The sequence below is a fragment of the Micromonospora sp. NPDC047074 genome, from assembly GCF_040643815.1.
Lineage (GTDB): Bacteria > Actinomycetota > Actinomycetes > Mycobacteriales > Micromonosporaceae > Micromonospora.
The window spans coordinates 476,112-499,693 of sequence record NZ_JBEYVB010000002.1 but is presented as its reverse complement, the minus strand read 5'-3'; the positions used below and the strand labels follow the sequence as shown (position 1 = coordinate 499,693).

At 71.6% G+C, this 23,582-nt stretch carries 20 protein-coding genes; 6 read left to right on the top strand and 14 right to left on the bottom strand.

Annotated features, from left to right (window positions below):
- Positions 1-117 precede the first annotated feature (117 nt).
- Positions 118-2,724 (top strand): hypothetical protein, encoded by a 2,607-nt coding sequence (locus tag ABZ809_RS05955; RefSeq protein WP_357561250.1) that lies wholly within the window; start codon positions 118-120, stop codon positions 2,722-2,724.
- Positions 2,725-2,743: 19 nt separating this feature from the next.
- On the opposite strand, the gene ABZ809_RS05950 is transcribed toward ABZ809_RS05955, so the two are convergent.
- From ABZ809_RS05950 to ABZ809_RS05940, 3 genes are all read right to left on the bottom strand, one after another.
- A complete protein-coding gene (locus ABZ809_RS05950) occupies positions 2,744-3,250 on the bottom strand; it encodes a peptidase inhibitor family I36 protein (protein WP_357561249.1) in 507 nt (168 codons plus the stop codon).
- Between the two features lie 176 nt (positions 3,251-3,426).
- Positions 3,427-4,761 carry an AAA family ATPase gene (locus tag ABZ809_RS05945; protein ID WP_357561248.1) on the bottom strand — a complete coding sequence of 445 codons (1,335 nt, stop codon included), beginning with the start codon at positions 4,759-4,761 and terminating at the stop codon, positions 3,427-3,429.
- A 33-nt stretch (positions 4,762-4,794) separates the two neighbouring features.
- Complete coding sequence (locus ABZ809_RS05940; protein ID WP_357561247.1) at positions 4,795-5,664, bottom strand: sugar phosphate isomerase/epimerase family protein; 870 nt, start codon at positions 5,662-5,664, stop codon at positions 4,795-4,797.
- Between the two features lie 310 nt (positions 5,665-5,974).
- Here ABZ809_RS05940 and ABZ809_RS05935 point away from each other — a divergent pair, with 310 nt between their 5' ends.
- Together ABZ809_RS05935 and ABZ809_RS05930 are read left to right on the top strand one after the other, a co-directional pair.
- On the top strand, positions 5,975-9,247 hold the full coding sequence (locus ABZ809_RS05935) for an NACHT domain-containing protein (RefSeq protein WP_357561246.1): 3,273 nt from the start codon (positions 5,975-5,977) through the stop codon (positions 9,245-9,247).
- An 81-nt stretch (positions 9,248-9,328) separates the two neighbouring features.
- A complete protein-coding gene (locus ABZ809_RS05930) occupies positions 9,329-9,649 on the top strand; it encodes a GYD domain-containing protein (RefSeq protein ID WP_357561245.1) in 321 nt (106 codons plus the stop codon).
- Positions 9,650-9,676: 27 nt separating this feature from the next.
- Here ABZ809_RS05930 and ABZ809_RS05925 read toward each other — a convergent pair whose 3' ends face one another.
- The 7 genes from ABZ809_RS05925 to ABZ809_RS05895 form a co-directional block, all read right to left on the bottom strand.
- Positions 9,677-10,501, bottom strand: a complete 825-nt coding sequence (locus tag ABZ809_RS05925) for an AAC(3) family N-acetyltransferase (RefSeq protein WP_357561244.1) — start codon at positions 10,499-10,501, stop codon at positions 9,677-9,679.
- 16 nt (positions 10,502-10,517) lie between these two features.
- Positions 10,518-12,644 carry a tetratricopeptide repeat protein gene (locus ABZ809_RS05920; protein ID WP_357561243.1) on the bottom strand — a complete coding sequence of 709 codons (2,127 nt, stop codon included), beginning with the start codon at positions 12,642-12,644 and terminating at the stop codon, positions 10,518-10,520.
- Positions 12,641-13,219 (bottom strand): sigma-70 family RNA polymerase sigma factor, encoded by a 579-nt coding sequence (locus ABZ809_RS05915; protein WP_357561242.1) that lies wholly within the window; start codon positions 13,217-13,219, stop codon positions 12,641-12,643. Before ABZ809_RS05915 ends, ABZ809_RS05920 begins: the two co-directional genes overlap by 4 nt.
- Position 13,220: 1 nt before the next feature.
- The gene (locus ABZ809_RS05910; protein ID WP_357561241.1) at positions 13,221-13,460 is read right to left on the bottom strand and encodes a hypothetical protein; all 240 of its coding nucleotides are present in this window, start codon (positions 13,458-13,460) and stop codon (positions 13,221-13,223) included.
- Positions 13,461-13,671: 211 nt separating this feature from the next.
- Entirely contained in the window at positions 13,672-14,499 is an 828-nt protein-coding gene (locus ABZ809_RS05905; RefSeq protein WP_357561240.1) for a peptidase, read from the bottom strand.
- Positions 14,496-15,803 carry a VWA domain-containing protein gene (locus ABZ809_RS05900; RefSeq protein WP_357561464.1) on the bottom strand — a complete coding sequence of 436 codons (1,308 nt, stop codon included), beginning with the start codon at positions 15,801-15,803 and terminating at the stop codon, positions 14,496-14,498. The genes ABZ809_RS05905 and ABZ809_RS05900 overlap by 4 nt, the downstream gene beginning before the upstream one ends.
- A 95-nt stretch (positions 15,804-15,898) precedes the next feature.
- A complete protein-coding gene (locus ABZ809_RS05895; protein ID WP_357561239.1) occupies positions 15,899-16,981 on the bottom strand; it encodes an FAD-binding oxidoreductase in 1,083 nt (360 codons plus the stop codon).
- A 395-nt stretch (positions 16,982-17,376) separates the two neighbouring features.
- Here ABZ809_RS05895 and ABZ809_RS05890 point away from each other — a divergent pair, with 395 nt between their 5' ends.
- Positions 17,377-18,069 (top strand): poly-gamma-glutamate hydrolase family protein, encoded by a 693-nt coding sequence (locus tag ABZ809_RS05890; RefSeq protein WP_357561238.1) that lies wholly within the window; start codon positions 17,377-17,379, stop codon positions 18,067-18,069.
- A 29-nt stretch (positions 18,070-18,098) separates the two neighbouring features.
- Here the strand turns inward: ABZ809_RS05890 and ABZ809_RS05885 are convergent, their stop codons facing one another.
- Both ABZ809_RS05885 and ABZ809_RS05880 read right to left on the bottom strand, forming a co-directional pair.
- Entirely contained in the window at positions 18,099-18,947 is an 849-nt protein-coding gene (locus ABZ809_RS05885) for a hypothetical protein (RefSeq protein ID WP_357561237.1), read from the bottom strand.
- A 63-nt stretch (positions 18,948-19,010) separates the two neighbouring features.
- Entirely contained in the window at positions 19,011-19,487 is a 477-nt protein-coding gene (locus tag ABZ809_RS05880) for a hypothetical protein (RefSeq protein ID WP_357561236.1), read from the bottom strand.
- A 180-nt stretch (positions 19,488-19,667) separates the two neighbouring features.
- Between ABZ809_RS05880 and ABZ809_RS05875 the strand changes: the two genes are divergently transcribed.
- Positions 19,668-21,128 carry an XRE family transcriptional regulator gene (locus ABZ809_RS05875; protein ID WP_357561235.1) on the top strand — a complete coding sequence of 487 codons (1,461 nt, stop codon included), beginning with the start codon at positions 19,668-19,670 and terminating at the stop codon, positions 21,126-21,128.
- A gap of 35 nt (positions 21,129-21,163) precedes the next feature.
- Positions 21,164-22,021 (top strand): aminoglycoside phosphotransferase family protein, encoded by an 858-nt coding sequence (locus tag ABZ809_RS05870; RefSeq protein WP_357561234.1) that lies wholly within the window; start codon positions 21,164-21,166, stop codon positions 22,019-22,021.
- A gap of 178 nt (positions 22,022-22,199) precedes the next feature.
- On the opposite strand, the gene ABZ809_RS05865 is transcribed toward ABZ809_RS05870, so the two are convergent.
- Together ABZ809_RS05865 and ABZ809_RS05860 are read right to left on the bottom strand one after the other, a co-directional pair.
- On the bottom strand, positions 22,200-22,955 hold the full coding sequence (locus ABZ809_RS05865) for an SLATT domain-containing protein (RefSeq protein WP_357561233.1): 756 nt from the start codon (positions 22,953-22,955) through the stop codon (positions 22,200-22,202).
- Positions 22,956-23,050: 95 nt separating this feature from the next.
- Positions 23,051-23,491, bottom strand: a complete 441-nt coding sequence (locus ABZ809_RS05860) for a cell division protein SepF (protein WP_357561232.1) — start codon at positions 23,489-23,491, stop codon at positions 23,051-23,053.
- Positions 23,492-23,582: the final 91 nt, after the last annotated feature.

Here is a 23,582-nt window from a genome sequence, read left to right as displayed (position 1 = left end):
CGTTCGCCCGAAAGTTGAGGTAACTTGACCTCCGCGCTCACCAGCGCACCTTTCGGACGATCCACCCCGCTCGTCCAACCCCTTCTTTCACTCCTCGTGGAAGGTCCAACGACGGACATGGGCGACGGTCTCGACGACCTCGAAAACTACGCGCCGGATGCGACAGTCGCGGCGGCGCTGCGGGACTGGGCCGAGCTGCTGGGCGGCACGGTGCAGCGCCCCCGCCGGCCCCGACGCGCCCGCGGCTACACGCCGGCGCTGCTGTTCACGATCATCCTGAAGGTGCCCGGCGGCCCGGGGCGCCTGATCGGGCGGAAGCTGCTGGTCAAGGTGCTGCCGGCTGCGGGCGCCGCCCGTCGGGAGCCCGCGCGGCACGAGTTGGCGTTGCTGTCCTGCCCCACCTTCGCCGAGCGTCACCTCGTCCGCCAGCCCTATCGCCCGTATCCGCTGACCGACGGGCGCTACCTGATGTTCCAGGAGGTCGCCAACGGGGCGGACGACATGGTGACGCTGCACGACCTCGACGACGAGGAGAGCGTCTCCGTGATCCGCATCGTGCACGACCGGATGCTCAACGGCTGGAACAGCGGTGGGCGGCAGACCGCCGAGGCCACGGTCGCCGAGTACGTCCAGCGGGAACTCGCCGCCCTCGACGCGCTGGACGCCGTCCACGAAGCGACGCGCGACCTCGGCCTGCCCGGTGCCGAGGAGCCCTGGCTGGAGTGGGCCGGCGAGCAGATGCTGCCCAATCCGCTCCAGACGGTCGAGCCGGGTTCACCGTTCGACACCGAGGAGATCGACTACCTGTACGGCAACTCCCACGGCGACCTGCACGGCGGCAACGTCCTCGTGCCCCGCGACGCGGAGGGCCGCCTCACGCCCGACGACTTCCGCCTGGTGGACCTCAACACCTTCGACGACACCGCGCCGCTGACCCGGGACCTGGCCACCCTGATGCTGACCACGGTGCTGCGGCGCGTCGCGGACCTGCCACCCGACCAGGCGGAGGCCCTGACCCGCCACCTCATCTTCCCGACCACCCCCCAACGCCCGCGACGGCTGCCCCCGGTGCTCGCCGATCTGGTGGAGGCCGGTCGCCAGGTGGGCGACGCGTTCGCCCGCAGGGACGACTGGGTTCCCGAGTGGCGGGCCCAGTACCTGCTCTCGCTGCTCTGCCAGGCGCTGACCTGCTGCACCTACGACAACGTCCCGGCCGCCGCGCGACGATGGTGTTTCGTGCTGGCGGCGTGGGCGCTGGAGGCGTACCGGCGCGAGTTCCACCCGCCCATCGAGCCGCCGCCGGCCGGCACCACGTCGAGGTGGAGGGGCGGCCGGAACGAGCCGGCGACGATCGTGGCGCCCGACGCCGACCGGTACCGCCACGAGCCGCCCGGACGACGGCCGGGCCAGCCCACCGGCCGCGAGCAGGTGGTTGGCACCCGGGTGGACATGTCGTGGCAGCCGCCGCGCGCCGCGCCTTCCGTGGGGCCGCCGACCGCGGCCGGACCGGCCGCCTGGCACGGCGCCGGCTCCGCCCCGGCACCCCGGCTCGGCACCGAACCGACCCGCACGCTGTTCCCCGAGCGGGGAGGAAACCGGCCGGCGTTCCACCACCGGCCCGTCGGCGACAACGCCTCCGCCCCGCCCGCCCGGGCGGCGTCCGGCGGCTCCCGGCTGTTCCGCAGCCGGCCGGCACCGCGCCATCTCGTCGCGCCCCGCAGCCGGTTCGTGCCCCGATCCCGCCCCGCCCCTCGCGGCGAGAGCCTCCCGGCCGCCCCGACAGCGACGGCGGCCCGGGTAGGGACGGCGGACGGGGTGACGACAGCGGACCGGGCGGGGACGGCGAGCCGGGTGAGGGCAGCGGACCGGGTGGGGACGGCAGGGCGGGCGGTGGGAGCCGTCGTCCTGCTCGGGGCGCTGGTCGCGCTCGGCTGGCTGGCCGTACCGGCCATCACCACGCACTCCTCGTCGGTGCTCAGCCGCCGGGAGCCACCCGCCCCGCCCGCCGGGGAGAACCCGCCGGAGTCACCCGACGGCCAGGAGCACGGGTCCGCGCGGCAGCCGTTGGCCGACCTGGCGCAGTCGGTCGCCCGGCTGGTGCAGCCGCGCGACGAGGGGGCGTACGCCTTCGTCTGCCTGCGGGTCTGGTCCCCTGACAACCAGGGGTCCGGCACCACCGACCTGCGCAGCTACCGTGACGAGCGGTTGACGTGGAACTCCCGCCTGGCCGGCCGCCGGACCGTCACCGTGGTCACCGAGGGGCGACCGTCGCCGAGCAGCCCACCGCCCACCCCCTACGGCGAGGGCGACCTGACCGAGGTGCCGCCATGGCCGTCGACCGACCCGGCGGAGCTGCGCGACCAGCTCGCGCGGCAGATGGGTGCCCCCGAGCGGCGCGGTGCCGCCGGGACCCTCCAGGAGATCGCGAGGCTGAACCGCTACCACCCGCTCGGCCCGGCGGAACGGTCCGCGCTGCTGCACCAGCTGGCCGACACGCCGGGCATCGAGGAACGGGGCGCCTACCGGGACCGCGCCGACCGGCCGGGGCTGGCGTTCAGCGCCGACGACCGGGAGGGCCGCCGGGAGACCCTGCTGGTCGACCCGGGCAGCGGCGAGCTGCTCAGCCACGAGACGACCCGGGTGCAGGACAACTCCGTCCTGGGCCACCAGCTCTTCCTCAAGCGGGGTCGCACCGACACGCTCTCCGGCCCGAGCTGCGGCTGAGCGGCGGCGCACGGCCCGGTCAGCAGCGGCGCTCGACGTAGTTGGCCCAGTTCCGGTAGGGGCCCGCGTCGCTGCGGACCCGGCTCGCCGCGCCGACGTCGAACAGGCGGGTGCCGTAGTAGTAGAACGAGACGGAGCCGCTGCCGAGGTTGTAGTGGGCCGACTCGACGCGGTACTGCCACTGCCAGGTGAAGAGGCCCTGCCGGCCGCAGTCGGAGAGGCGACCCCGGGGATAGCCGTAGTTGGGCCACTCGTAGAAGCAGAACCAGCCCAGCGGGCAGTCCGCCACGCCGTACGTCCCCACCGGGGCGCGGAGGGTGACGACGAACGTGCCGCCGCCGTAGCTGATCTCGTTGTCGTTGATCGGCGTGCCGCCGGGGTGGGTGGACAGGTACCGCCGCAGTTCCTCGCGGGCGGCGGCCCTCTCGCGTACGGCGGCCCACGCCGAGGCCGGCGTCGTCACCACCAGCAGGACGCAGGCGAGCACCGCCGCGAGGGCGGCGCGGAGACGCAGTGCACTGACCATTCGACACCTCGCGATGGTGGGCGCGCAGGGGACGGGCGAGGGACCGCCGGTCAGGTGGCCGGCAGGCCCCAGGTCGGGCCGACAGCGGCGGGTGACGCCATGGTCAGGATAGGAAGCGTCAGACGGTGATTGCCATCAATGTCCCGACAGCGATTGCGCACCATGTTGACAACGGCTCATATGGCACGTCGCGAGCCTCGCACGCCGGCCAGCAGCGCGAGGATCGTCTGGTTCGCCTCCCAGCCGTCCGGAAACCTCACCGGCACGTCGAGATGCACGGTCTCCGTCGACGGGTGGGCGTCCAGCAGCTCACCGATCCCGGCCCGGGCCACCACGACGCAGGCGTGCCGGTGCCGCGACGTGAGCACGCAGAGCCGGCCCGACTCCAGGTGGAACGCGGTCGCGTCCCGCCGCCCCGAGAGCGGGTGCAGCACCACCGTGACGTCGTACTCCCGGCCCTGGAGCCGGTTGGCGGTGTCGACCGTGATGCCGGCCCCCTCGGGGCCCAGGTGCGCGCGGATGGCCGCGACCTGGTCGCGGTGGGCCGCCCCGACGGCGATCCGGTCGGCGGTGACCGGCGCGCCCTGCGGGGCGTGCTCGGAGACGGCGACCGCGCCCCGCCGCAGCACCCGCAGCGCCAGCGCCGCGCAGGCCGAGGCGGCCTCCCCGTCGGTACGCAGGGTGTGCCGGGCGGGCAGCTCGTGCAGCGCCCAGCCGGTGGACGCCGCCAGCTCCACCACCAGGTCCAGCGCGTCCCCCGGCCCCGGCTCGCGCAGGGACAGCGACCGGTCGGGGGCTGAGGTGCCGGCGCGGAACCCGGTGAACGGGTAGAACGCCGCCGCCACCACGGGGGCCGCCGAGGCGGGCAGCCGCCAGGACACCGGCAGCCGGTGCACGGGCAGCTCCGGGTTGTGCCGCAGGAGCACCGCCACCGCCGACTGCATCGGGTCCCAGGTCAGGCCCGTCCAGCGCCCGGTCTCCACCGTCGAGAACGGGTCGAGCTGGCCGGGGTCGCCGACGAACAGCGCCCGCTCGAACCTGCCGGCCACGCGCAGCAGGGCGTCCGAGCGCATCTGGTACGCCTCGTCGACGATCGCCCACGGCCAGGAGCCCTCGGCGACCGTGGCCCACTTGGCGGCCGTACCGATGATGACGGCCGGACCGCCGAGGTCGGCGACCTTGGCGGCGACCCGGACGCTCTCGTGGCCCTTCACCCGGTCGGACGGCCGGTAGTCGGCGGCGGAGAGCCGCCCGATACGCAGCTCCGGTGCCTTGCGCGCCAGCCGGTCGATGAGGTCGTCGACCTGCTCGTTGGTCTGCGCGACGATGATCAGCGGCTCCCCGGCGGCGGCCAGCTCGACGGCGGCGCGCACCACCAGGGTCGACTTGCCGGCCCCCGGCGGCGAGTCGACCACGACGCCACGGTGGTCGCCGGAGCGCAGGTCCGCCAGGACGGCCGCGATGACCCGCTCCGCCTCCACCGCCGGCGGCAGCTCCAGCCTCGTACGCACCGACCTCACCTCCCCCACCGGGTCACCGGGACCCTACGCCTGCCCCGCCGCCGACGGGTGGCGCCGTGCCCCGGTCAGCCCGCGCAGGAAGGCCAACCCCTCGACGGCGAGCGCGTCGGGGCCGGCGGCGAGGGGCCGCCACACGGACATCGGCACGGCCAGGGGCTCCGCGAGGAACGACTCGATGTTCACCTGACCGGCGTAGCCGATCTCCGCCAGGGCGTCGAACAGCGCCGGCCAGTCGAGATGGTCCCCGCCGGGCACGCCCCGGTCGCTGCCGCACACCTGCACGTGGGCGAGGTGGTCGCCGGCCAGCCGGATGGCGGCCGGCAGGTCGCGTTCCTCGATGTTCAGGTGGAAGGTGTCCAGCGCGAGGCCCAGGCCGGCGACCCCCGCCACCACGTCGAGCGCCTGTTCGACGGTGTTGAGCAGGCTCGTCTCGAACCGGTTGAGCGGTTCGAGGGCGATCGTCACGCCCTGCCCGGCGGCCTCGTCGGCGAGCGGCCGGAGCCGCTGGACGAGGCGCGCGGTGGCGGCCCGCCGGGCGTCCGCGTCGAGCAGCCACCGCCGGCCGGCCGGGGCGTAGAGCGGGCCCGCCACCACGGCGGCCCCCACCCGGCTCGCGGCCCGCACGCAGTGCCGCACGAAATCCTCCGTACGCCGCAGGACCTCCTCGTCGTCGGTGAGCAGGTCGTGCCCGGGCAGCAGGCCGGCGCAGACGGCGGGGGCCAACTCCAGCCCGGCGAGCAGGTCGGCGGCCCGCGCGGGATCCCAGTCTCCCGGCGCCTGGACGGTCAGCTCGACGGCGTCGAAGCCCCACGCCCTGATCCGGGGGGCCAGCCGGGCCAGCGCCTCGTCGGTCAGCGGTGCCGCCCAGGCCCACGTGTTGATGCCGATCCGCATCCGCGCCCTCTCGCCGTCGGGTCGATAGATCCGTCGACTGTAGAGGGCACCCGGTCGCGGCCGGGTGCCCGGGACCGGGCCTCCGGTGCGGCCCCACTGGACGCGCGACGCCGGGCAGTGCGGGATGAAACGGGCGGCCCTGCGATGGTTCCGCCGTCGACCCTGTCGAGTGCCGCCGGCAGGGCGGGGAGAAGGGCCGGCCAGGATGCCGGAACTGGCACCTGAGCTGCGCGAACGGACACTAGCGTGAGCATGAGGAGAGGCGGGGCGCCTCGTCCGGCAACCGACCATGTGATCATGGAGGGTGCCCATGCGCGGGCCGACGCGCGGGCCGGTCTGGCTGGCCCGACTGTGGCTGCGCCAGCGCCGGCGCCGGTGGCGCACCCGGCGGGAACGCCGGGCCGAGCGGGACCGCCGCAGGCGTACGGACGAACGGGCCAGCCGCCGGGTGGGCTGGCGGCACCGCCGCGGGGTGCGGTGGACGATCCTCGCCACCGCCTGGGTGTTCCTCGGCTGGACCGCCCTCTCCCTGGTCCTGATGATCGTCGACACCGAGCCCCGTTTCCTCCCGGTGGCGAAGTGGTGCGCGGGGGGCCAGCCGCGGGCCTACTACTGCGGGCAGGTGGAGGGCTTCGTCAAGCCCCTGATGGTCGCCGCGCTGGGGCTCGCGTTCTTCTTCGTCTGGCGGTACATCCCGGTCCGCCGCTGGTACCGGCGCAACGTGCAGCGCAACAGCCGGATGGTGCTGCCCACCGCCGAGCGGGGCCTCGACCCGGCCCACATCGTCGGCCGCGACGAGCTGTGCGAACTGATCGTCCAGCGGCTCCGCGACCGGGCGAGCCGTCGCCCGCTGCTGCTGGTGGGCGGCATCGGCACCGGCAAGACGGCCACCCTGGCACGACTCGCGGAGATGCTGATGGCCGCCAACGTCGCGACGGTCGGGATCGACCTGCGGACGGTCACCGACCCGGAGAAGCTGGACTTCCACCAGCTCGCCCTCGAACAGTTCGAACGCACCATCGACAGCCGGCTGCGCTCCGCCGGCGAGGCCGACCGGATCTGGCGGCGGCTCTGGCTGGAGAACCGCATCGTGGTGCTCGCCGACGGCCTGGAGGAGGCCCTCGCCGACGCCGCCCAACCCGCCGACCGGGACAGCGTGCTGCGGGAGGCCATCCGGGGTGCGGTCCGCGTGGGCCTCCCCCTGGTGGTCGCGTCGCGGCCCGACGATCCGCTGCGCGGGCTGGACGCGCTGCTGCTGCAACTGGACCCGCTCGGCCAGGGCGCCGCGCTGGAGTACGTGCGGGCCCGCAGCCGCCGCCCGGACGCGGGGCAGCGGTGGGACCGCGTCACCGAGCTGGTCAAGGCCGCCGACGTCGCCGACTCACCGTTCTACCTGCGGATCATCGGGCAGCTCCACGAGGTCGACCGGCTCGACCGCGTCGCGCCGGTCGGCCCGGGCCGGGCCGCCCTGCGGTGGTGCCTGCTGGAGCAGTGGTGCGACGCCACCGTGGCCGGCGACCTGTACGAGGACTACGGCATGCCGCAGGTCGAACGGTCCGACGCGATCGAGGTGCTCTCCGCCCTCGCCTGCCTGGGGCTGCGCAACAACCGGCTGTCGGTGCGGACGACGGAACTCACCGGCGACGACGCGACCGACGCCGGCCGGCGGTGGATCCTCACCGAGCTGCGGGCCCGGCTGCGCAAGCTCGACGCCGACAACCCGCAGGACGTGGGGCTCGCCGAGACCACCGGAGACGCGCTGAACATCGTGGTGAAGCGACAGGACGGGGTGCGTTTCCAGCACGGGGTGATCCAGGCGTACCTCGGCGCCCGGTTCCTCACCGCCGCGATGCGCCACGACGACTTCCTCGACCACGCCTTCACCCGGGTCGACGGCCCGGGGCGGGAACTGCTGTCCGCCCTGACGCTGTACGCCTGTAGCGGAGGCGCGTTCGAACAGCTCGACGGGCGACGGACCGCCCGGCACCGCGCCCTGCCCCGGCTCGGCGACGCCGTCCGGCACCGGGTGGGACTCTCGGCGGCGGACCGGGACGCGAAGGCCACCCGGAACCGGTCGGTCGCCCTCGTCCAGCGGCTCTGCGACGAGGCGACCGGCACCCGGAACCGCACCCGGGCGCTGGAGATGTTCGCGGCCGCGCTGGAGATGGACGCCGCCACCGGGCACCCCTCGCACCGGCGACTGGCCGACGCCATCCGTCGCGCCTGGTGCCGCTACCAGGCCGACGGGTCCGTCACCGACCGCCCCCTCGAAGACGCCAAGATCGCCCTCGTGCATCGGTACGGCGACGCCGCCCGGCAGCTCGTGGCCCGGCCGCCCGCGCCCACCGGGCTCCGGCCGCGGCACCCCACGCCGCAGTACGACCAGCTCTTCTCGATGATGGCCGACGAGGCGTCGTACCTCCCCCGGCTGGCCGCGGCCCGCGAGATCGCCGCCGGCGGTGACGCGGCCGTCCGCGCGCTCAGCGACCTGCTCGACGAGCCGCCGCAGGCGGTCGACACCCCGGGCCGGCAGCGCCTGGAGGAACTGCGGACATGGATCGCGCCGTCGCTGTTCCTCTACACCGACGGCGGGCACGCGCCGGGCGAGGCGAACCAGCAGCACCGGGCCCACCAGAACCTGCAACGCTGGGTGCACCGCCTGGCCACCGACGCCACCGACGGGGCCCGCGTCTACGAGCTGACCCTCGCCCAGGGTTTCCGGCTGGCGGCGAACTGCCGGGTCTACCCCGCGCACCGCAGCCTGCTGATCGAGGAGGCGGAGAAGGCGCTGCGGCACTCCCGGTTCTGGTACTCCCACCTGGCGCTCATCCAGGCGCTCACCATGCTCGCCCTGCCCCGCGACCCCGGTGAGACGCTGCGTGAACGGGGCCACGGATCCGACCCACGCGGGCTGGTCGGCTTCTGGACCTCGATCGCCGGCAGCGGGGACCGCGCCCCGCACCGCCACAGCGGCACCGACCACCCGCTCGTCCGCAAGGTCGCCGACCTGTGCGTGGAGGCGCTCGTCGACCGCCACCCCGAGCGACACTGCTGGGTCGACGAACGGGAGATCGTCGGGCGGGTCGGCACGGTCAGCCCACAGCCCGGCATCCGCCGGCTCCAGGACTCCTGGCTGCCGCCCGCGCACGGCTGGGCCGTCCTGGAACCGCGCGCCCAACGGCTCCTGGCCGACGTGATGCTGCTGCTCAACCTCGCCGACCGGGGCCAGGACAGCACCGAACGGGCGCGCCGGCTCACCCGGGCCAGCCGACCCGAGCTGCCCCCGTGCCTCACCATCGACCGCACCGCCATGCGGGTCACCCTGAGCCGCCGCCAGGCCCACGACGTACAGCCCGGCTCCACCTGCGTCGACGACTGCCCCTTCCGGCTCTGCCCGCTGCCGCCGAAGGGCGACGAGCTGCCGTACCAGATGGACGAGGTCTTCTGCGCCCACCAGATCGACCTCGTCGGGCACTGGTTCCGCCCGGCCGGACGGGCGGACTGGCAGGCCGTCGACCGCCGGGAGCTGCGGACGTTCTGGCGCGAGATGTCCGAACGGATGGCCCCCGCCTGGCGCAAGTGAGCGGGCCCCGCCGAGGAGCGGGCAGGACTAGTCACCGTCGACCCGGGTACCCGCGGGCCGGATGTCGGAGGTGGTGCCGGGATGGCGAAGTTCCTGCTCACCTCGACCTACACGGTCGAGGGGATCAACGGGCTGATGAAGGACGGCGGGACGAAACGCACCGAGGTGATCCGGGCGTTAATCGAGAACTCCGGTGGCCGGCTGGAGGCGCTGTACTTCGGCTTCGGCCAGTACGACACCTACCTTGTCTGCGACCTCCCGGACCACCGGACCGCCGCCGCGCTGGCCGTCACGATCCGGGCGGCCCGCGGCGTGGACACCCGGGTCAGTCCCCTGCTGACCCCCGAGGAGGTGGACGAGGCACTCCGGATGCACATCGCGTACCAACCGCCGGGAGCCTGATCCGCCACCGGGGTCGACGCGAATCCGTCAGGAAACCACCGGGCCTCCGGCGATCGCGTCGCGGCAGAGCAGGCAGCCGGGCTCGGGGCAGCGGGTGATGCCCTGGCGGGCGGCGATGGCGGCGCTCGCGACGGCGAGAACCTGCCGGGCCGGGTAGGCGCGCCAGTGCGAGGCGCCCACGACGGTGCTCCGGGCGAGCGGGGCGAGGAGTGGTTCGAGCCGCGGGAACCCTCCGGAACAGGAGCCGACCTCGACCATGCGGATCTCGCCGTCCTCGTCGCGCGCCCACCTGCGGAACAGGCGACGGCCGGACCGTTGCTCCGCCAGGTGCAGTGCCGTCATGCGGTTCAGGCCCACGCCGACGAGCAGGATCCGGCCGTCGTGGTCGGTCAACTCGCGGATCGGCCCGTACACGTCGTCGGGGCTCTGGGCGTCGATCAGGTCGGCGGCCCGCGGGCCGACGGCGGCGAAGGAGTTGAGCGGATGCCTGCCGCGTACGGCGCCGGCGCGCCCGACGAGCGCCGCGGCGAGCACGCCCAGTCGGGGGTTGATCAGCCCGCAGTCGACGCGGTAGGGCACTCCCTCCTGGCAGGTGCTCCCTGCGGGCGGGGCGGCGTAGTCGAGGCCGTTGCGTGCCGGTCGCAGGTCGGGAGGCGCGGGCAGCCCGAACTGTGGCTCCGTGAAGGCGGGTGCCAGCACCGTGCAGCCGCGCTTGAGCAGCGCGTCGAGCAGCGCGTCGGCGCCACCGTCGACCGCCGTGCCGAAGGACCGCAGTGACGCGTGCAGCATGACGGGGCGCTCAGCGAGGTGCAGGGCGTCGACGGCGGCGATGAGGTTCTCGACGAGGATCATGTGGACCTCCACGTGGTCAGGCGGGATGGACGGCGTCGACGATCCGGCCCCGCTGGAGTTCGCGCAGCGCCCACCGGGTCGTGTCGGTGTCGGGGTGGTCGTCGCCCAGGGTGCGGCGGCGGCGTTCCAGCACCCGCCGGTAGATGGCCTCCGCCTCGGCGCGACGGCCCTGGCGCGCGATCGTCCAGGCGAGTTCGTGCAGGGTGAGCAGCACGTGGGGATGATCGGTCTCCAGCACGGAACGCAGGTCGAGGAGTGCGCGGTAGAGTCCCTCGGCCTCCGCCCACCTGCCTTGCCTGGCGGTGATCCAGGCGATGGCGTGCTGGGTCTGGAGGGTCTGGGGAGCCAGATCGGAAAGGACCCGCCGCCGGTCCCGCAGCACGTCCTCGAAAGCCCGGCGCGCCTCCTCGGTACGGCCCTGCCGGGCCATCGCGTAGGCCAACTCGTGACGCGTTGTCAGGGTCTCCCGCACATCCGGTGCCGCAAGGACCAGGCGATCACGAAGGGTGTCCCGGTAGCGCTGCTCGGCCTCGGCCCACCTGCCGAGACGACTGGCGATCCACGCCAGCTCGTGGCGACTGTCGAGGGTGTCCGGGTCGGAATCACCGAGCACCCGGCGCCGGACGCCGAGAACGTCCAGGTAGATGGCCTCCGCCCGGGCCAGGTCCCCCGCGTCGGCGACCGCCCAGGCGAGATAGTGCCGGACGCGCAGCACCGCACGGTGCTCCTCGCCCAGTGCCGCGCAACGCGCCAGGGCGATCTGGCCCAACGTGCCGGCCGCCCTGCCCGCGCCGCTGTGGATGAGGGCTCTGGTCACCTCCGCGGTGGCCTCCACGAGAAGGGCAAGATGTTCGTGCCCCACCCGATGGGCGGCGGTGTCGAGCAGGGCCAGCAGGTGCTGGCCGAGCAGCCGGTACTGCGGCCAGTGTTCCGGCTGGCCGAAGCTGAGCTCCCGCAGCGCGCCCACCAGGTGCCCGATCGCGGACTGCCAGACCTCCGGTCCTTCGAGGTGAGCACGGCTGGCGTCGGTCACCGCGGGATGAAGCGTGATCGACGCGGGACTCTCCTGGATGAGGCCCACACCGCTCAGCCCGTCCAGCGCCTCCTGCAAGCCGGTCGTGGGCAGGATGCGGGTCGGGATCGAGTCGGGCGCATAGCAGCTGGCCAGCCGCATCAGCTCCCGGGCCTGGGGAACGCCGTGCCGGGCCAGCCCGTCCAGGGAGAGCTCGGCGGCACGGTCCACCATCGTTCCCTCCAGGCCGCCGAGGGCCCGGTCGTACTCCGTGAAGGTGGGCCACTGCGCGACCCCGGAGCGCAGGTACCTGCCGGCCAGTTGGAGGGCGAGCGGAAGGCCGCCGAGCCTTCGCGCCAGGGCCCGTGCCCCGGTCTCGTCACCCGCCTGCGGCGCGAGATCGCGGAGGACCTGGGCCGCGTCGGCCACGCCCAGATGGCCGACGCCGATGGTTCGCGCCCCGGTCCACATCCGGTCGTCGGTCTCCCGGCTGGTCACCACGACCAGGCCGTGCCTCGACGCGCGCGCCCAGCCCGCGCCGTCCTGCACGCCCGCCGGCGCGCCTGGTGCCGCGAGGGTCCAGGGATCGTCGGCGTTGTCGATGACGAGCAGCCACCCCAGCGGCGAGCGGTCCAGCAGGCGCCAGAGCCGGTCCGGGCCGTCAGCCGCCCCCTTGGTGACCGATTCCACGTCGGTGAGTGACCCGCCGAGATCCCGTACCACTCGGGCGACACCCATGGAGAAACCGGCCAGGTCGGCGGCGGAGATCCACCAGACCTGCCGCCCCCAGCCCCGCATCAGCTCAGCCAGGGCGGCGACCAGCGCGGACTTCCCCGCACCGGCCTGCCCGACGAGCACGGCAGGGCCGTGCTCAGGCCGCTCCGCCAGTGCCAGCAGTTCCGCCAGGAGGTCCTGGCGCCCTCGAAGCTCGGTCGGCGACCGGTGCGCCACCGCAGGGGCGAGGTCCTGTTCCGTCTCCTCGACGACGTCGACCTCCCGGTCGATCCACGCCGCCAGGTCGGCCAGCCCGCGCTCGAAGTCGAAGGACGGGACCGCACCGGCCCCGGCGGCGCGGGCACGCCGGTAGACCTCGGCGAAGGTGAGCGGAGCCCGCTCCTCGTCGTTGCTCATGAAGCTGACTCCTGTTCTTCCTCGTCGTCGATGAACGGCACCAGATGGCCGATGCTGGCCCGCAACTGTCTGCGTGCCTCCAGCAGATGGCCGCGGACCGTGCTCGGCGCCAGCCCGAGATGCCCGGCGACGCGGTTGGGGGCCCACGACTCGCCCCAGAACAGGGCGACGACGCTCCGCCGTACCGGTGGCATCTGTTCGATCACCCGCCAGCAGTTGGCCAGGGCGATCGCGAACTCCGCGCGCTCGCTCGTGTCGTCGGAGCGCGGGTGCGGATGGGAGACGTCAGCGAACAGGTCGACCACGTGTTGTCTTCTCCAGAGGTCGATCGCCTTGTTCTTCAGCACCCGGCGCAGCCACCTCCGCCGCTCGTCCGGGCCGTACCGGCCGACCTTCCGCCAGGCACGGATCGCCTCGTGAAAGGTCGTCTGGACCAGGTCCCACCGTTCGGATTCCCGACCGGCTGAGTGCGAACAGGCATACCTGTACAGGTCCCCGGCTTCCTGCCGGTAGAAGTGCTCGATCTGGTCGAGCTGCGCCTTGGTGAGCTTCGGCCGTGACTCCGCGGAACCCACATCATGTCCTTGGCTGCTGGCTGCGCTGGTCCGAGTCGACACCCCACACCATCCGGACAGTCCCAGGGGCCTCCCAGTGGACCGTGACCAGCCCGGCGGGGACCGCTCGGACAAGGGCGGTCAGTGCACGTCGCGCCTGCCACTCGGCGAGCAGGCCCAGCGCGGTACGGACGGCCAGCAGGCTCACCAACAGCACGGCCCACTGCCAGGTCAGGGTGCTCGCACTCAGAGCGGCCAGCACCGTCAACGTGTCGTGCCATGGGGAAGGAGTAGGTAACACGCTCTACTGTCGGGCGACCCTCTCCCGGCGTTTGGTCGCCACGTCACATCGTGCGTGAACGGATGACGGCGGGGCGGGCACGACCCGTTCAGTCATGCCCGCCCCGCCGTCTTCGTCGATCCCGTTCGTCTCCGGTGCGCCGGCTGTCACCGGGCCCGGAACCGCGCGATCGTCAGCCGACGCGCTGGCGGGGGCGGGTCAGGGCGAAGCCGACCACACCAGCGACGGCGGCCAGGATGCCGCCCCCGATGGTCCAGTACCAGCGGGACGACAGGCTCGGCCACCGGACCCAGTCGAACCAGCCGTCCTCCTCGTCACCGGCCGCCGCCGGGTCCGGAGTGCTGGCGGTCGGGTCGCCGGCGAGCACCTTGCCCGGGTTCACCGCCGGGACCAGGGGCTCCTTCAGGTTGCCGCCCTCCGGCTCGGTGTCGCCGTCGGACTCCACCCCGACCAGCAGGCTCACCTCGATCGGCAGGCCCAGCTCCTGCTCCGGCAGCTCGATGCCGGACAGCCGGACGTAGTACGTGCCGGGCAGCGGATCACCCGACCACGGCTCGGCCCATGAGCGCACCTGGCGCAGCTCGCAGTCGAGTTCGACGGTGGCGGCACTCTTCGACGCCACCGGAGTCTGCGCCCCGGCGACACAGGCCTGCCGGCGGCGCAGCCCGTCGAAGACCTCGACCGTCCAGGTGGAGTCGCCCTTCCGGCTCGCCGCGGCGGGCAGCGACACGGTGGCCGCCACATGATGGGTGTCTCCGGCGGCGGCCGTGAACGACCAGTACAGGTAGTCGCCCACCGAGGCACCGACGCGTACGGGTTGGCCGGGGCTGATCCCGGCGGCGGTGAGGAACGAGGTGCCGGCCTTGTTGACGGTGGCGGCCCCCGGCGACGGGGTGGGTGTCTCCGCGCTGGCGGCGGCCGGCAGCGCGACGGCAAAACCGGCGGCGGCGAGCAGCACCGCCGCCCGGCGGGCCGAGATCGGGGCCTTCGGCATCGTCATCGGGTCCTCCAGACCGCTACCCACCAACGGGTCAGCCAACCGACGATCAACCCACTGAGCAGACCCGCGAGGATCAGTACGCCCAACAACACCCAGCCCCGGCCGAGACCCGGGCTGTTCGGGGCGGGCGACGCGTCGACCAGGTCGATGGTCAGTTCGAGCGGCATGCCCGGAGCCTGGCCGGCGCCCGCCTTCGCGGAGAAGGAGTTGCTGACCACCAGGCAGACGACGGCGGGCTCGGGAGCCTTCTCGGTCGAGTCGGTGAAGAGGCCGCCCTTGTCGTCGTCCTCCACCTCGTCCTCGTCGTCCTCCGCCGCCGACCAGCGCAGGCCGGTCGACAGCACGTCCGTACGGCCGCTGCCGGCGTCGTTGCCCCGGACCAGTTCCCGGCCGTCGGTGGCGGTGGCCCGCAGCAGTACGCCGTAGTCCCGGTTCAACGGCCGGTCCAGGCCGATGCTCACCGAGGCCCGCAGTTCCTGCCCCGGCTGGACCGGGATCCGGTACCACCGGTGCTCCTCGAAGCGCTCCCGGTCGGTGTAGACACCGGGGGTGAGCACGGGCGCCTTGGCGCAGACGTCGGTGCCGGCCACCTTCGCCGGCGTCTTGGTGTGGGTGTCCTTGGCCCGTTCCACGATCTGTTTGATCCGCCGGGTCAGGTCTTCCTTGCTCTGCGCCGAGGTGTAGGTCCCGCCGGTCGCCGAGGCGATGCAGACGAGCTGCTTGCGTACCTTCTCGTCGGGGATGAGGCCGAGCGTGTCGACCACCAGGTGGGTGCCCTGGGCGGCAAGCTCCCGGGCCACCTCGCAGGGGTCCGGCGGCGCGCAGGTGTCCTCGCCGTCGGTGATGAGCACGATGCGCCGGGTGGTCTCGCCTGTGCCGAGGTCCTTGGCCGCCTCGCGCAGGGCCAACCCGACCGGGGTGAAGCCGGTCGGGCGCAGGGTGGCGATGGCGTTCTTGGCCTTCACCCGGTCGACCGGGCCCACCGGCACGAGCTGCTGGGTGTCCTGGCAGCCGAGCTTCTTGTCGTCGCCGCCGTAGGTGGCGCCGAGGACGCGGATGCCGAGATCCGTCGTCTCGGGCAGCGCGTCCACGACGTCGTTGAACGCCTCCTGGGCGACCGCGATGCGGGAACGCCCGCCGACGTCCTTGGCGCGCATCGAACCACTCACGTCGAGCACCAGCTCCACTTTGGGCGGTTCGACGGGTTCGGTCTCGTGCTCGTCGGCGTGAGCGGGAGGCACGCCCAGTGTCGTGAGAGCGGCCGACAGTCCTAACAGGACTATCGGGATCCGTCGTTTGATCATCACGGCGGAGATCCTAGTGATCGTCGCACTCGCGACTTAACGGGCGGCGGCCCGTCCCTCCACTCAGGAGTCTCGTGCCTGCGAGCGCTCGTTGCTCACGGCACCAACTCCGCCGGCAGGTGGATGCGCTCGGCGGGCACCCCGACGGCGAGTAGCCGCGGCCGCGCCCCGGCGAGCATCGGCGGCGGCCCGCAGACGTACACGTCATGATCGGGGCGGTGGTGGCCGAGGGCGACGGTGAGGGCGTCGCCCTGCTCGGCGGGCTTCGCGCCCTGGTCATGGCTGAAGGCGGGCACGACGGTCAGCCAGTCGTGGGCGCTCTGGAGTCGGTCCAGGGTGACCGCGTCGTGCAAATCGGCGAAGTGGCGCGCGCCGACGACCAGGGTCACCCGCCGGCCGTCGGGCGCGGCGGCGACCTGCTCGACCAGGGCGCGCAGCGGCGCCAGCCCGGTGCCCCCGGCGACGAGCAGCAGGTCCCGCCGCGCGGACGGGTCCAGGCACAGGCCCACGTCGCGCGGCGGGCCGAGCCAGAGCGGCTCGCCGGGGCGTACGTCGTGGACGAGGCTGTGGGCGACGCGGCCGGCGGCGACGGCGCGGACGTGCAGCTCGACGGTGCCGTCGGAGCGCGGGGCGTTGGCCGGGGAGAGCCAGCGCCAGCGGCCGGGCCGGCGCGGCGTGCAGACCGGGACCGCCTGGCCGGGCTGGTACGGCAGTCGCCGCACCGGTCGTACGGTCAGGATCGCGATGGTGTCGCACGGCCGGTCGTGGCCGATCACCTCGGCCGGCAACCACGCCGGGCCGTCACCGGCGCGGGCGGCGGCGTGGCGCACGGCCTCGGCGGCGCGGCGGGCGGCGCGCTCCCAGGCGTCAGTGTGCCGTGGCGTCCATACCGGTCGGGCGTGCCGGGCGACGGCGGCGAGCAGCGCGTCGCCGATCGTGGCGGCGTGCGGCAGCAGGCCGTGCCGGTGGTACGCGCGGCCGAGCACCGCCAGCAGCGCCGCCCGCCCGGCCGGATCGTCGCCGCCGACCGTGAGGCGGCCAAGCCCGGCGAAGAGCAGCGGCGCGACCCGTTCGGGCAGCAGCCCGGGGCGACGGTCCTCCAGCGTGCACCAGAAGTCGTCGGCTCCCCGCTCGACAGCCTTGTCGGCAACCGCCTCCCAGGCAGCAACGGTGCTCACGCCCAACTCCTCCCGGGGATGTAAGGAAGGTGCCCTTGTTAACGGATTCGGTAGAGGAAGGGCCCCTTGCTAACAGGTGGAGTGGCGCCGGGGCGGGCGGGAGCGGAGCTGCGTCGTTCGGGGATCGACGCAGTTCCGGAGCCAGCACCCGCCCCGGGCCATGGGTCGACCTTCGGCTCCGGACGAGGCTCCTGCTATGCCGCGATGATGTGACAGCCATACACGCTGTGCATTCGGATGGTCACTCACGACCCGGCGGCGGCGCCAGGCGCGAGGGCGGCGCCGGAGTCGCTTCACGTGCTGGCCCCTCACCGAGCGACTTCGATGGATAGGCTCGACGAGGCGAGATCGATGCGGCCACAAGGAGAATCCCCTTGAACAGACATGTGCGATGGATGCTCAGCGCCCTCGCCGTTCCACTCGTCTTGCTGACGGGATACGGCATCGCTCGGGTGGGCGACGCGCCAACGCCGCAGGCAGCCGCCCCGGTGGGCAGCGTGACCGAGTATCCGTCGATGACCGCGCTACGCAAGGTCGAACAGGCGGGCGTCGCCTACGAGCTCAGCTGGAAGATCACCAGCTCCCCGCTGATCGTCGTCGCCCCGCACGGCGGCGCGATCGAATCACGCACCAGCGAGATCGCGAGCGCGATCGCGGGGACCAATCACACCCAGTGCCAGTTCAAGGGCATGCTGCCGGCTGGCCAGAACTTCCCGCGACTACACGTTACGAGTGAGAACTGGGACGTCGAGGAGTGCCTGATCCTGATTGCCCAGCGGACCCACGCACTGTCGGTGCATGGCACATCCAAAGCGGGCAAGGTCGTCTACATCGGCGGGCGGGACACCGCCACCGGCGCGGAGCTGGCGACAGCCCTGAGCGCCGCCGGCTTCAGCGTCGTCCAGCCCGCGCCCGCGGACATCGCCGGCACGTCGACCGCGAACTTCGTCAACAAGGACGCCGACGGTGCCGGCGTTCAGCTTGAGCTGACGTACGACCTGCGGATGGAGCTGTTCCCGACAAAGGACGGGCCGCCCTCGACGATTGGGCAGGCGTTCGTCGCAGCCGTGCAGGGCGTGTACGCCTGACAGAAGACGGGCGGTGCCGCGCCTGCCTGTCAGGCCACCGGCGCTGTCGAGCTGCCCCGTCCATGAGGGCAGGATCGGTGGGCGGCCCAGCGGCGGGCGGCGTCAACGAGCGGACCGTGGTGGGACGCCGGAGCGGCGCGCTGCTTGCGCTGCCAGAGCACGACCAGGGCCTCGGCGAAGGCGGTCACCGCCGGCTCGGGCGCCTCGGCGAAGGCGGGCACCTGCCGGCCCCGCTCCTCGGCGGAAGCCGGATCATGGCCGGCACGGATCAGGCGGTGCAGCAGGAGAGCGGTGTCGATCCATGCGGCGCCACGGGCGGGACCGGACCAGTCGACGAGCCGGACGGACGGGCTCTCCCCCGCAGCCGATCGGGTCTCGATCAGGAAGTTCCGGGGTGTCATGTCGGTGTGCAGGAGGGTGTCGCCGTCGACCCGTTCGGGGGCGATGAGCGTGCGCCACCGGTCGGCGATGGACGGCACGGCGACGGGCGGACATGGCGTGAGCTGTCGCGCCAGGTCGCCGAGAAGGGCCGCCAGCGGAGTCAGGTCGGGTGAGCCCGGGGACAGGTCGGGATGGCGGCCGGCGGCGTGTTCGAAGCCCAGGAGCAGCCAGCCGTCGCGCTCGACGGCCCAGAGCAGCCGGGGCGCCAGCAGGGGCAGCGACGCGTTGACCCGGGCCTCGTTGCGGTACAGCCACCCGAACCGGCCGTCGACCTGCCCACCCTTGCAGAACACGGGGCCGGCGGCGGTGTCGAGGGTGACGGCGATGTCGCTGGCGGCGCCGGTCGGGATCGGGCTGGCCGTACGGATCGGACCCGTGCGCCGCTCGACGTCACGCCGTACCCCGTCGGGAAGCTCATCCCAGTGGTGGCGTGGCATGCGGTGGGCCTTCCGGCGGCGCGGTCCCGGGCAGTCTATGCCCGGGACCGCTGGTCAACCGGCCTACTCCTTGGGGCTGTCGTGGCAGCCGGCGTGGCACTGGTTGCACTTCGAGTTGCAGTCGGCCGCCCGAACCGCCCAGAGCGGCGCGTCGAGCACGAAGCCGGCGGCGGTGATCGCGGCGACCGCCCGGGAGATCGGGGTGCCGACCGGCTCCGGGACCGACGGGCGGTTCTCGTCGGGCACGGGCTCGGGCTGATGGTGAATGAATCGGCCGGCGACACGGTCGCAGAACTCGGCGTAGTCGTGGGTGTGCAGGATGAACGTGTGCCAGCCGATGTCCACCAGATCGGTCGGCCCGATGGGCTCGGCGCTGACGGCGCACGCGCCGAGGAAGGCCAGCGCCTGGTCCAGGATCCTGGCGGGCAGGTCTGGGGTCAGGTCGGGGTGGTCGTGGGCGATGCGGGTGGTCAGCCGGTCGAACAGCTCATCCGGTACGAGGGTTCGGCCTGCGCGGGTCTTGTCGCCGATGAGCAGCATGGCGCTCCTTCCGTAGAGCGGGTCTGCGCTCAGACCGTGTTCCGACTGCTCGGCGGCGGATGACGACGTGAGGATCATCGATATGCGCGCTGCGTATACCGAGCCTGCACGGAGTGGCTTGAATGGATAGGCTCGACGAGGCGAGATGGACGGAGCCACCTGCGCATGGCGAGGTTGCCGGTGACACACGCGAACTGCCCCCGGTGCGGCGGACGACTGGCCCGCGACAACGACAGCGGGCGCTGCGCGCCGTGCCAGGCCGCCGAGCGCGACAGGCTGAGCGCGCCGCCGGTGGTGCCGGCGAGCTTCTGGGAGCACAGGCCGGTGCGGCGGGCACTGGCGGAGCGGCATCTCGGGCGGGTCATCCGGGCGTACCGGTGCCACCCGTACCACGGACGGGCCGCGCTGCCGCAGACCGTGGTGGCGGGGTGGCTGGGGATCACCCAGGCGCAGTTGAGCCGAGTGGAGACCGGGCCACCGATCATGCACATGGACCGACTCACCCATTGGGCAAAGGTGCTTCGTATCCCCCTGGCACATCTGTGGTTTGCGTTGCCGGGCCAGACCCACCGCGCAGGTAACAACGCGGTACATGTCACTCCTCTGCCTAACCAGCAGTCCTCGGGACCGGACGAGGGGCGGCGGGCACTGCTGGCCGGCATCGCCGCCGTCGCCGCAGGCGCGGGACTCGTCGGCGGCGCTGGTCTCGTCCAGCCCCGGCGAATCGGCGCGGCGGATGTCGCTCGACTGAACGCAGTGCTGGAGCTCTACCGCTCGGTGGACTATGAATGCGGCGGCGGACTGCTGCACCAGGAGGTGGCTCGGTTCGCCGAGTCGGTGTACCGAATGCTCGACTGGTCGCATCCGGCTGGGTTGACGCCCAGGCTTGTCGCTGCGGTGGCTGCAGCACGACAACTGGCCGGTTGGACGGCGCTCGACGCGGGTCGACACCATGACGCGCAGCGGCACTTCGTCGCAGGCGAACGAGCTGCCCTCACCGCTGGGGACGTCCTGCTAGCCGCGATGATCCGGTATTCGCAGGCCAAACAGCTTCAACACCTCCGACACAACCGGGACGCACTCGCAACGCTGCAACTCGCTCACACTCAGCTCGGGGCACACGCCACCCCGGCGATCAAGGCCCTGCTCTGGGGCGCGGAAGCCGCCTCCGTCGCGGCACTCGGCGACCACCGGACCGCCGTGACCACCCTCGGCAAGGCGAGCGATCAGTTCGAACGCATCAGCAGCGAGCGCGAGCCGGGCTGGTTGGGCTTCTACGATCGTGGCGAGTTGTTCGCCCAGTACGGCCGTGTCTACCGGGACAAGGCTCGGCAGGACAGCAGACACGCACCCGAGGCGGTGCGTTGGGTCGAGAGTGCTATTGCCACCTTCGGCCCCGCGAACGTACGGAGCACGGTACTGAACGAGGTCGGGCTGTGCAGCGCGTTGTTCCTCGCGGACGAGCCCGAGCAGGCGCTCGTCGTGGGTGCCCGCGTGATGGAGCAAGTCCGAACAATGAGTTCTACGCGAGTCATCGATAGAGTCGTGAACCTGCGCCGCGACTTGGGGCGGCACCGAAGGCTGCCACAGGTCGCCGAGTTCGAGCGTCACCTCACCCCTCATGCTCTGGCAGCGAAGTGAGCGGGCGGTTCTCCGAACAGGCGATGAGGACGGCGATGCGTCAGACCGCCACCGGCCTGGGCGTGCCATCGGATGACGCCCAACTGCTACAACTGACCAATAACGCGGTCTTCGCTCTGCCCCGCTCTGGGATCGTCATCCGGATCGCGCGAAGCCATCGGCTCCGCGACCGGGTGACCAAGGTCGTTCAGCTCGCGCGCTGGTTCGCCGAGATCGACGCGCCGACGATCCGCCTGGCACCCGGCGTCGAGCAGCCGGTTGAGGTCGGCGACCTGGTCGCCTCGATCTGGACGTACGTTCCGCCACGCTCGCCTGCCCCAGCGGTGGAGGATCTCGGCTCGGTGTTGCGCGAGTTTCACGCCCTTGGACTCCCTCCCTTTCCGATGCCCGTATGGGATCCGATACACGACGCGCGCCGACGACTGGCCGACGCGGAGGGGATCAATAGAAATGACCGAGACTTCCTACTAGAGTGGTGCGACCGACTCGATCCGCCGATTACGGCGCTCAATGAGCGGACCGACCCCATGCTCATCCATGCCGATGCCCATGCCGGTAACCTGCTCCGATACTCATCCCGACGGGTGGTGATGTGTGACTTCGACGCCACGAGTGCTGGCCCATGGCAGGTTGACCTGGCAGCGGTGGCCGTTGGCGAGGCCCGGTTCGGAGGCACTAGAGCACACCGCAGGCTGGCCAAAGCGTACGGCTTTGACGTCACCTCGGACCCGGAATGGCCAATACTGCGAGACGTGCGCGAGTTGAAGATGATAGTGGCCGCCGTGCCATTGTTAGCCAGTTCACCCTCGCACGTCGCCGAATTCGCCAACAGAATCGAATCGGTGCGCAGCGGGGATCACGTAGCTGGATGGACTCCATTCGCCGACCTGTGAAACCGATGGGCGCCACAGCCCTTCGACTGCTTCTTAATTACTGACAACAATACCAGACACCATCCGAGCAGCAACAATCTTCCATGCATCCGCGAGCGACTGCACCACATGGCGGCAACGCACATGCCGCCGCACAGCATCTAGGCCAACTTCCTTCCAACCCCAGCGGGTTCCGTTACTAATCGCTATGGTTGCGAGACTCAGGAGGCTGCTCGAGATTCTGCTGGCGCTTCTTCTGCTCCGACTTCAGTCGGTGCACCTCCTCAACGAATTCAGCCAGCTGCTCCTCTTCTGATTGAATGCGCTTATATCTCCCGACACCCACTTCAACGGCCTCCCACTCGGCCTCAATGGCATCAGCAGTCTGCTGCAGATAGAAGCTTCGCTCCTTATATTTGAAGTACCCCATAAAACCACTCGCCGTACCGACGAGGAAGGTGATGCCAAGAATCGTCCACCTATCCCAGGTCATCTGTTCAGATATGCCAGCGATACCAGTAGCAGCCAGGGAGCCGACGATCAGAAATCCTTGAAATAGATTATTTACTCTCCTGTAGCTCTTACTTTCTTCCCTCAGCTGGTCGATGTCCGCGAAGGCGTCCTCCTTGTAGGCCACTCGACGAACCTTTAGGTCTCCGGTGACACCTGCAACAACGAGCTTCCGCTCGTCACGGAGGCGTGCGAGCTGAAGCTCCAGATCACCTTCGGTGAGACGGTAAGACCGATCACCCGCTGAAGAAAACTGAACAGGACCGCCCGGATCCCGCTTCAGCATAAAGGCAGCCACACCAAAGAGAGACGCGACGATAGCGGCCGGAATGAGCACGACCTTTTTCGAGTGCCCACTTAACCATGGCAGCCAAAAGAGAGCGTACAGAACAACGAGAAGCAGCGGCCCGAAGACCGTCGAAATGTTCGACCACTTGCGCCGCATTCGCGCATAAGTAAGTGCGTGCTCCGTCTGCCTAATCTCGTGATTCAGTAGCAATACTTGATCGTGCTGGTTGGGCGTAGGCAAGGAGTCCCCCATCAAGGTCCAGGCGTAATTACAATCACACTGCGAGCCAAACGGAATACCCATCCGTTCGCCATAGCTGTCAGGCCGTGGCAATAATCAACCAGACGAGCCGCTTCGTAGCGCTCCATTAGAGATAAGTCGATGGAAACAACCCGACCAGACTGCAAAAGATTCGCAATTTCGGCGGCGGCAGCAGCGAATTCGCGAGGCGCGACACGCAAGGCTGCATCCAGCCGCACACCCGACGCCCGACTGGCACTGACTTCATATTGATGTGCCCGAACAGCTAGAGCTATAGACCCCTCAAGGTCCGACGAATGGTCGCGACGGCAAGCGACCCATATTTGCTCCGTGCGAGGGCGTGCCACATGACGACGGTCGACAATAACGTACGTCACCAAGACAAGCACGACTGCCACAAAAAGCAGCACAAGTCCGAGGTCGATTGACACCCTCACCTCCCCACAAGGCGCGCTGGCGACATTACCGACAGAGCCCCGGCAGCGGGACCCTCGATCGCCGACGTCTTTCATGCCAGGCACA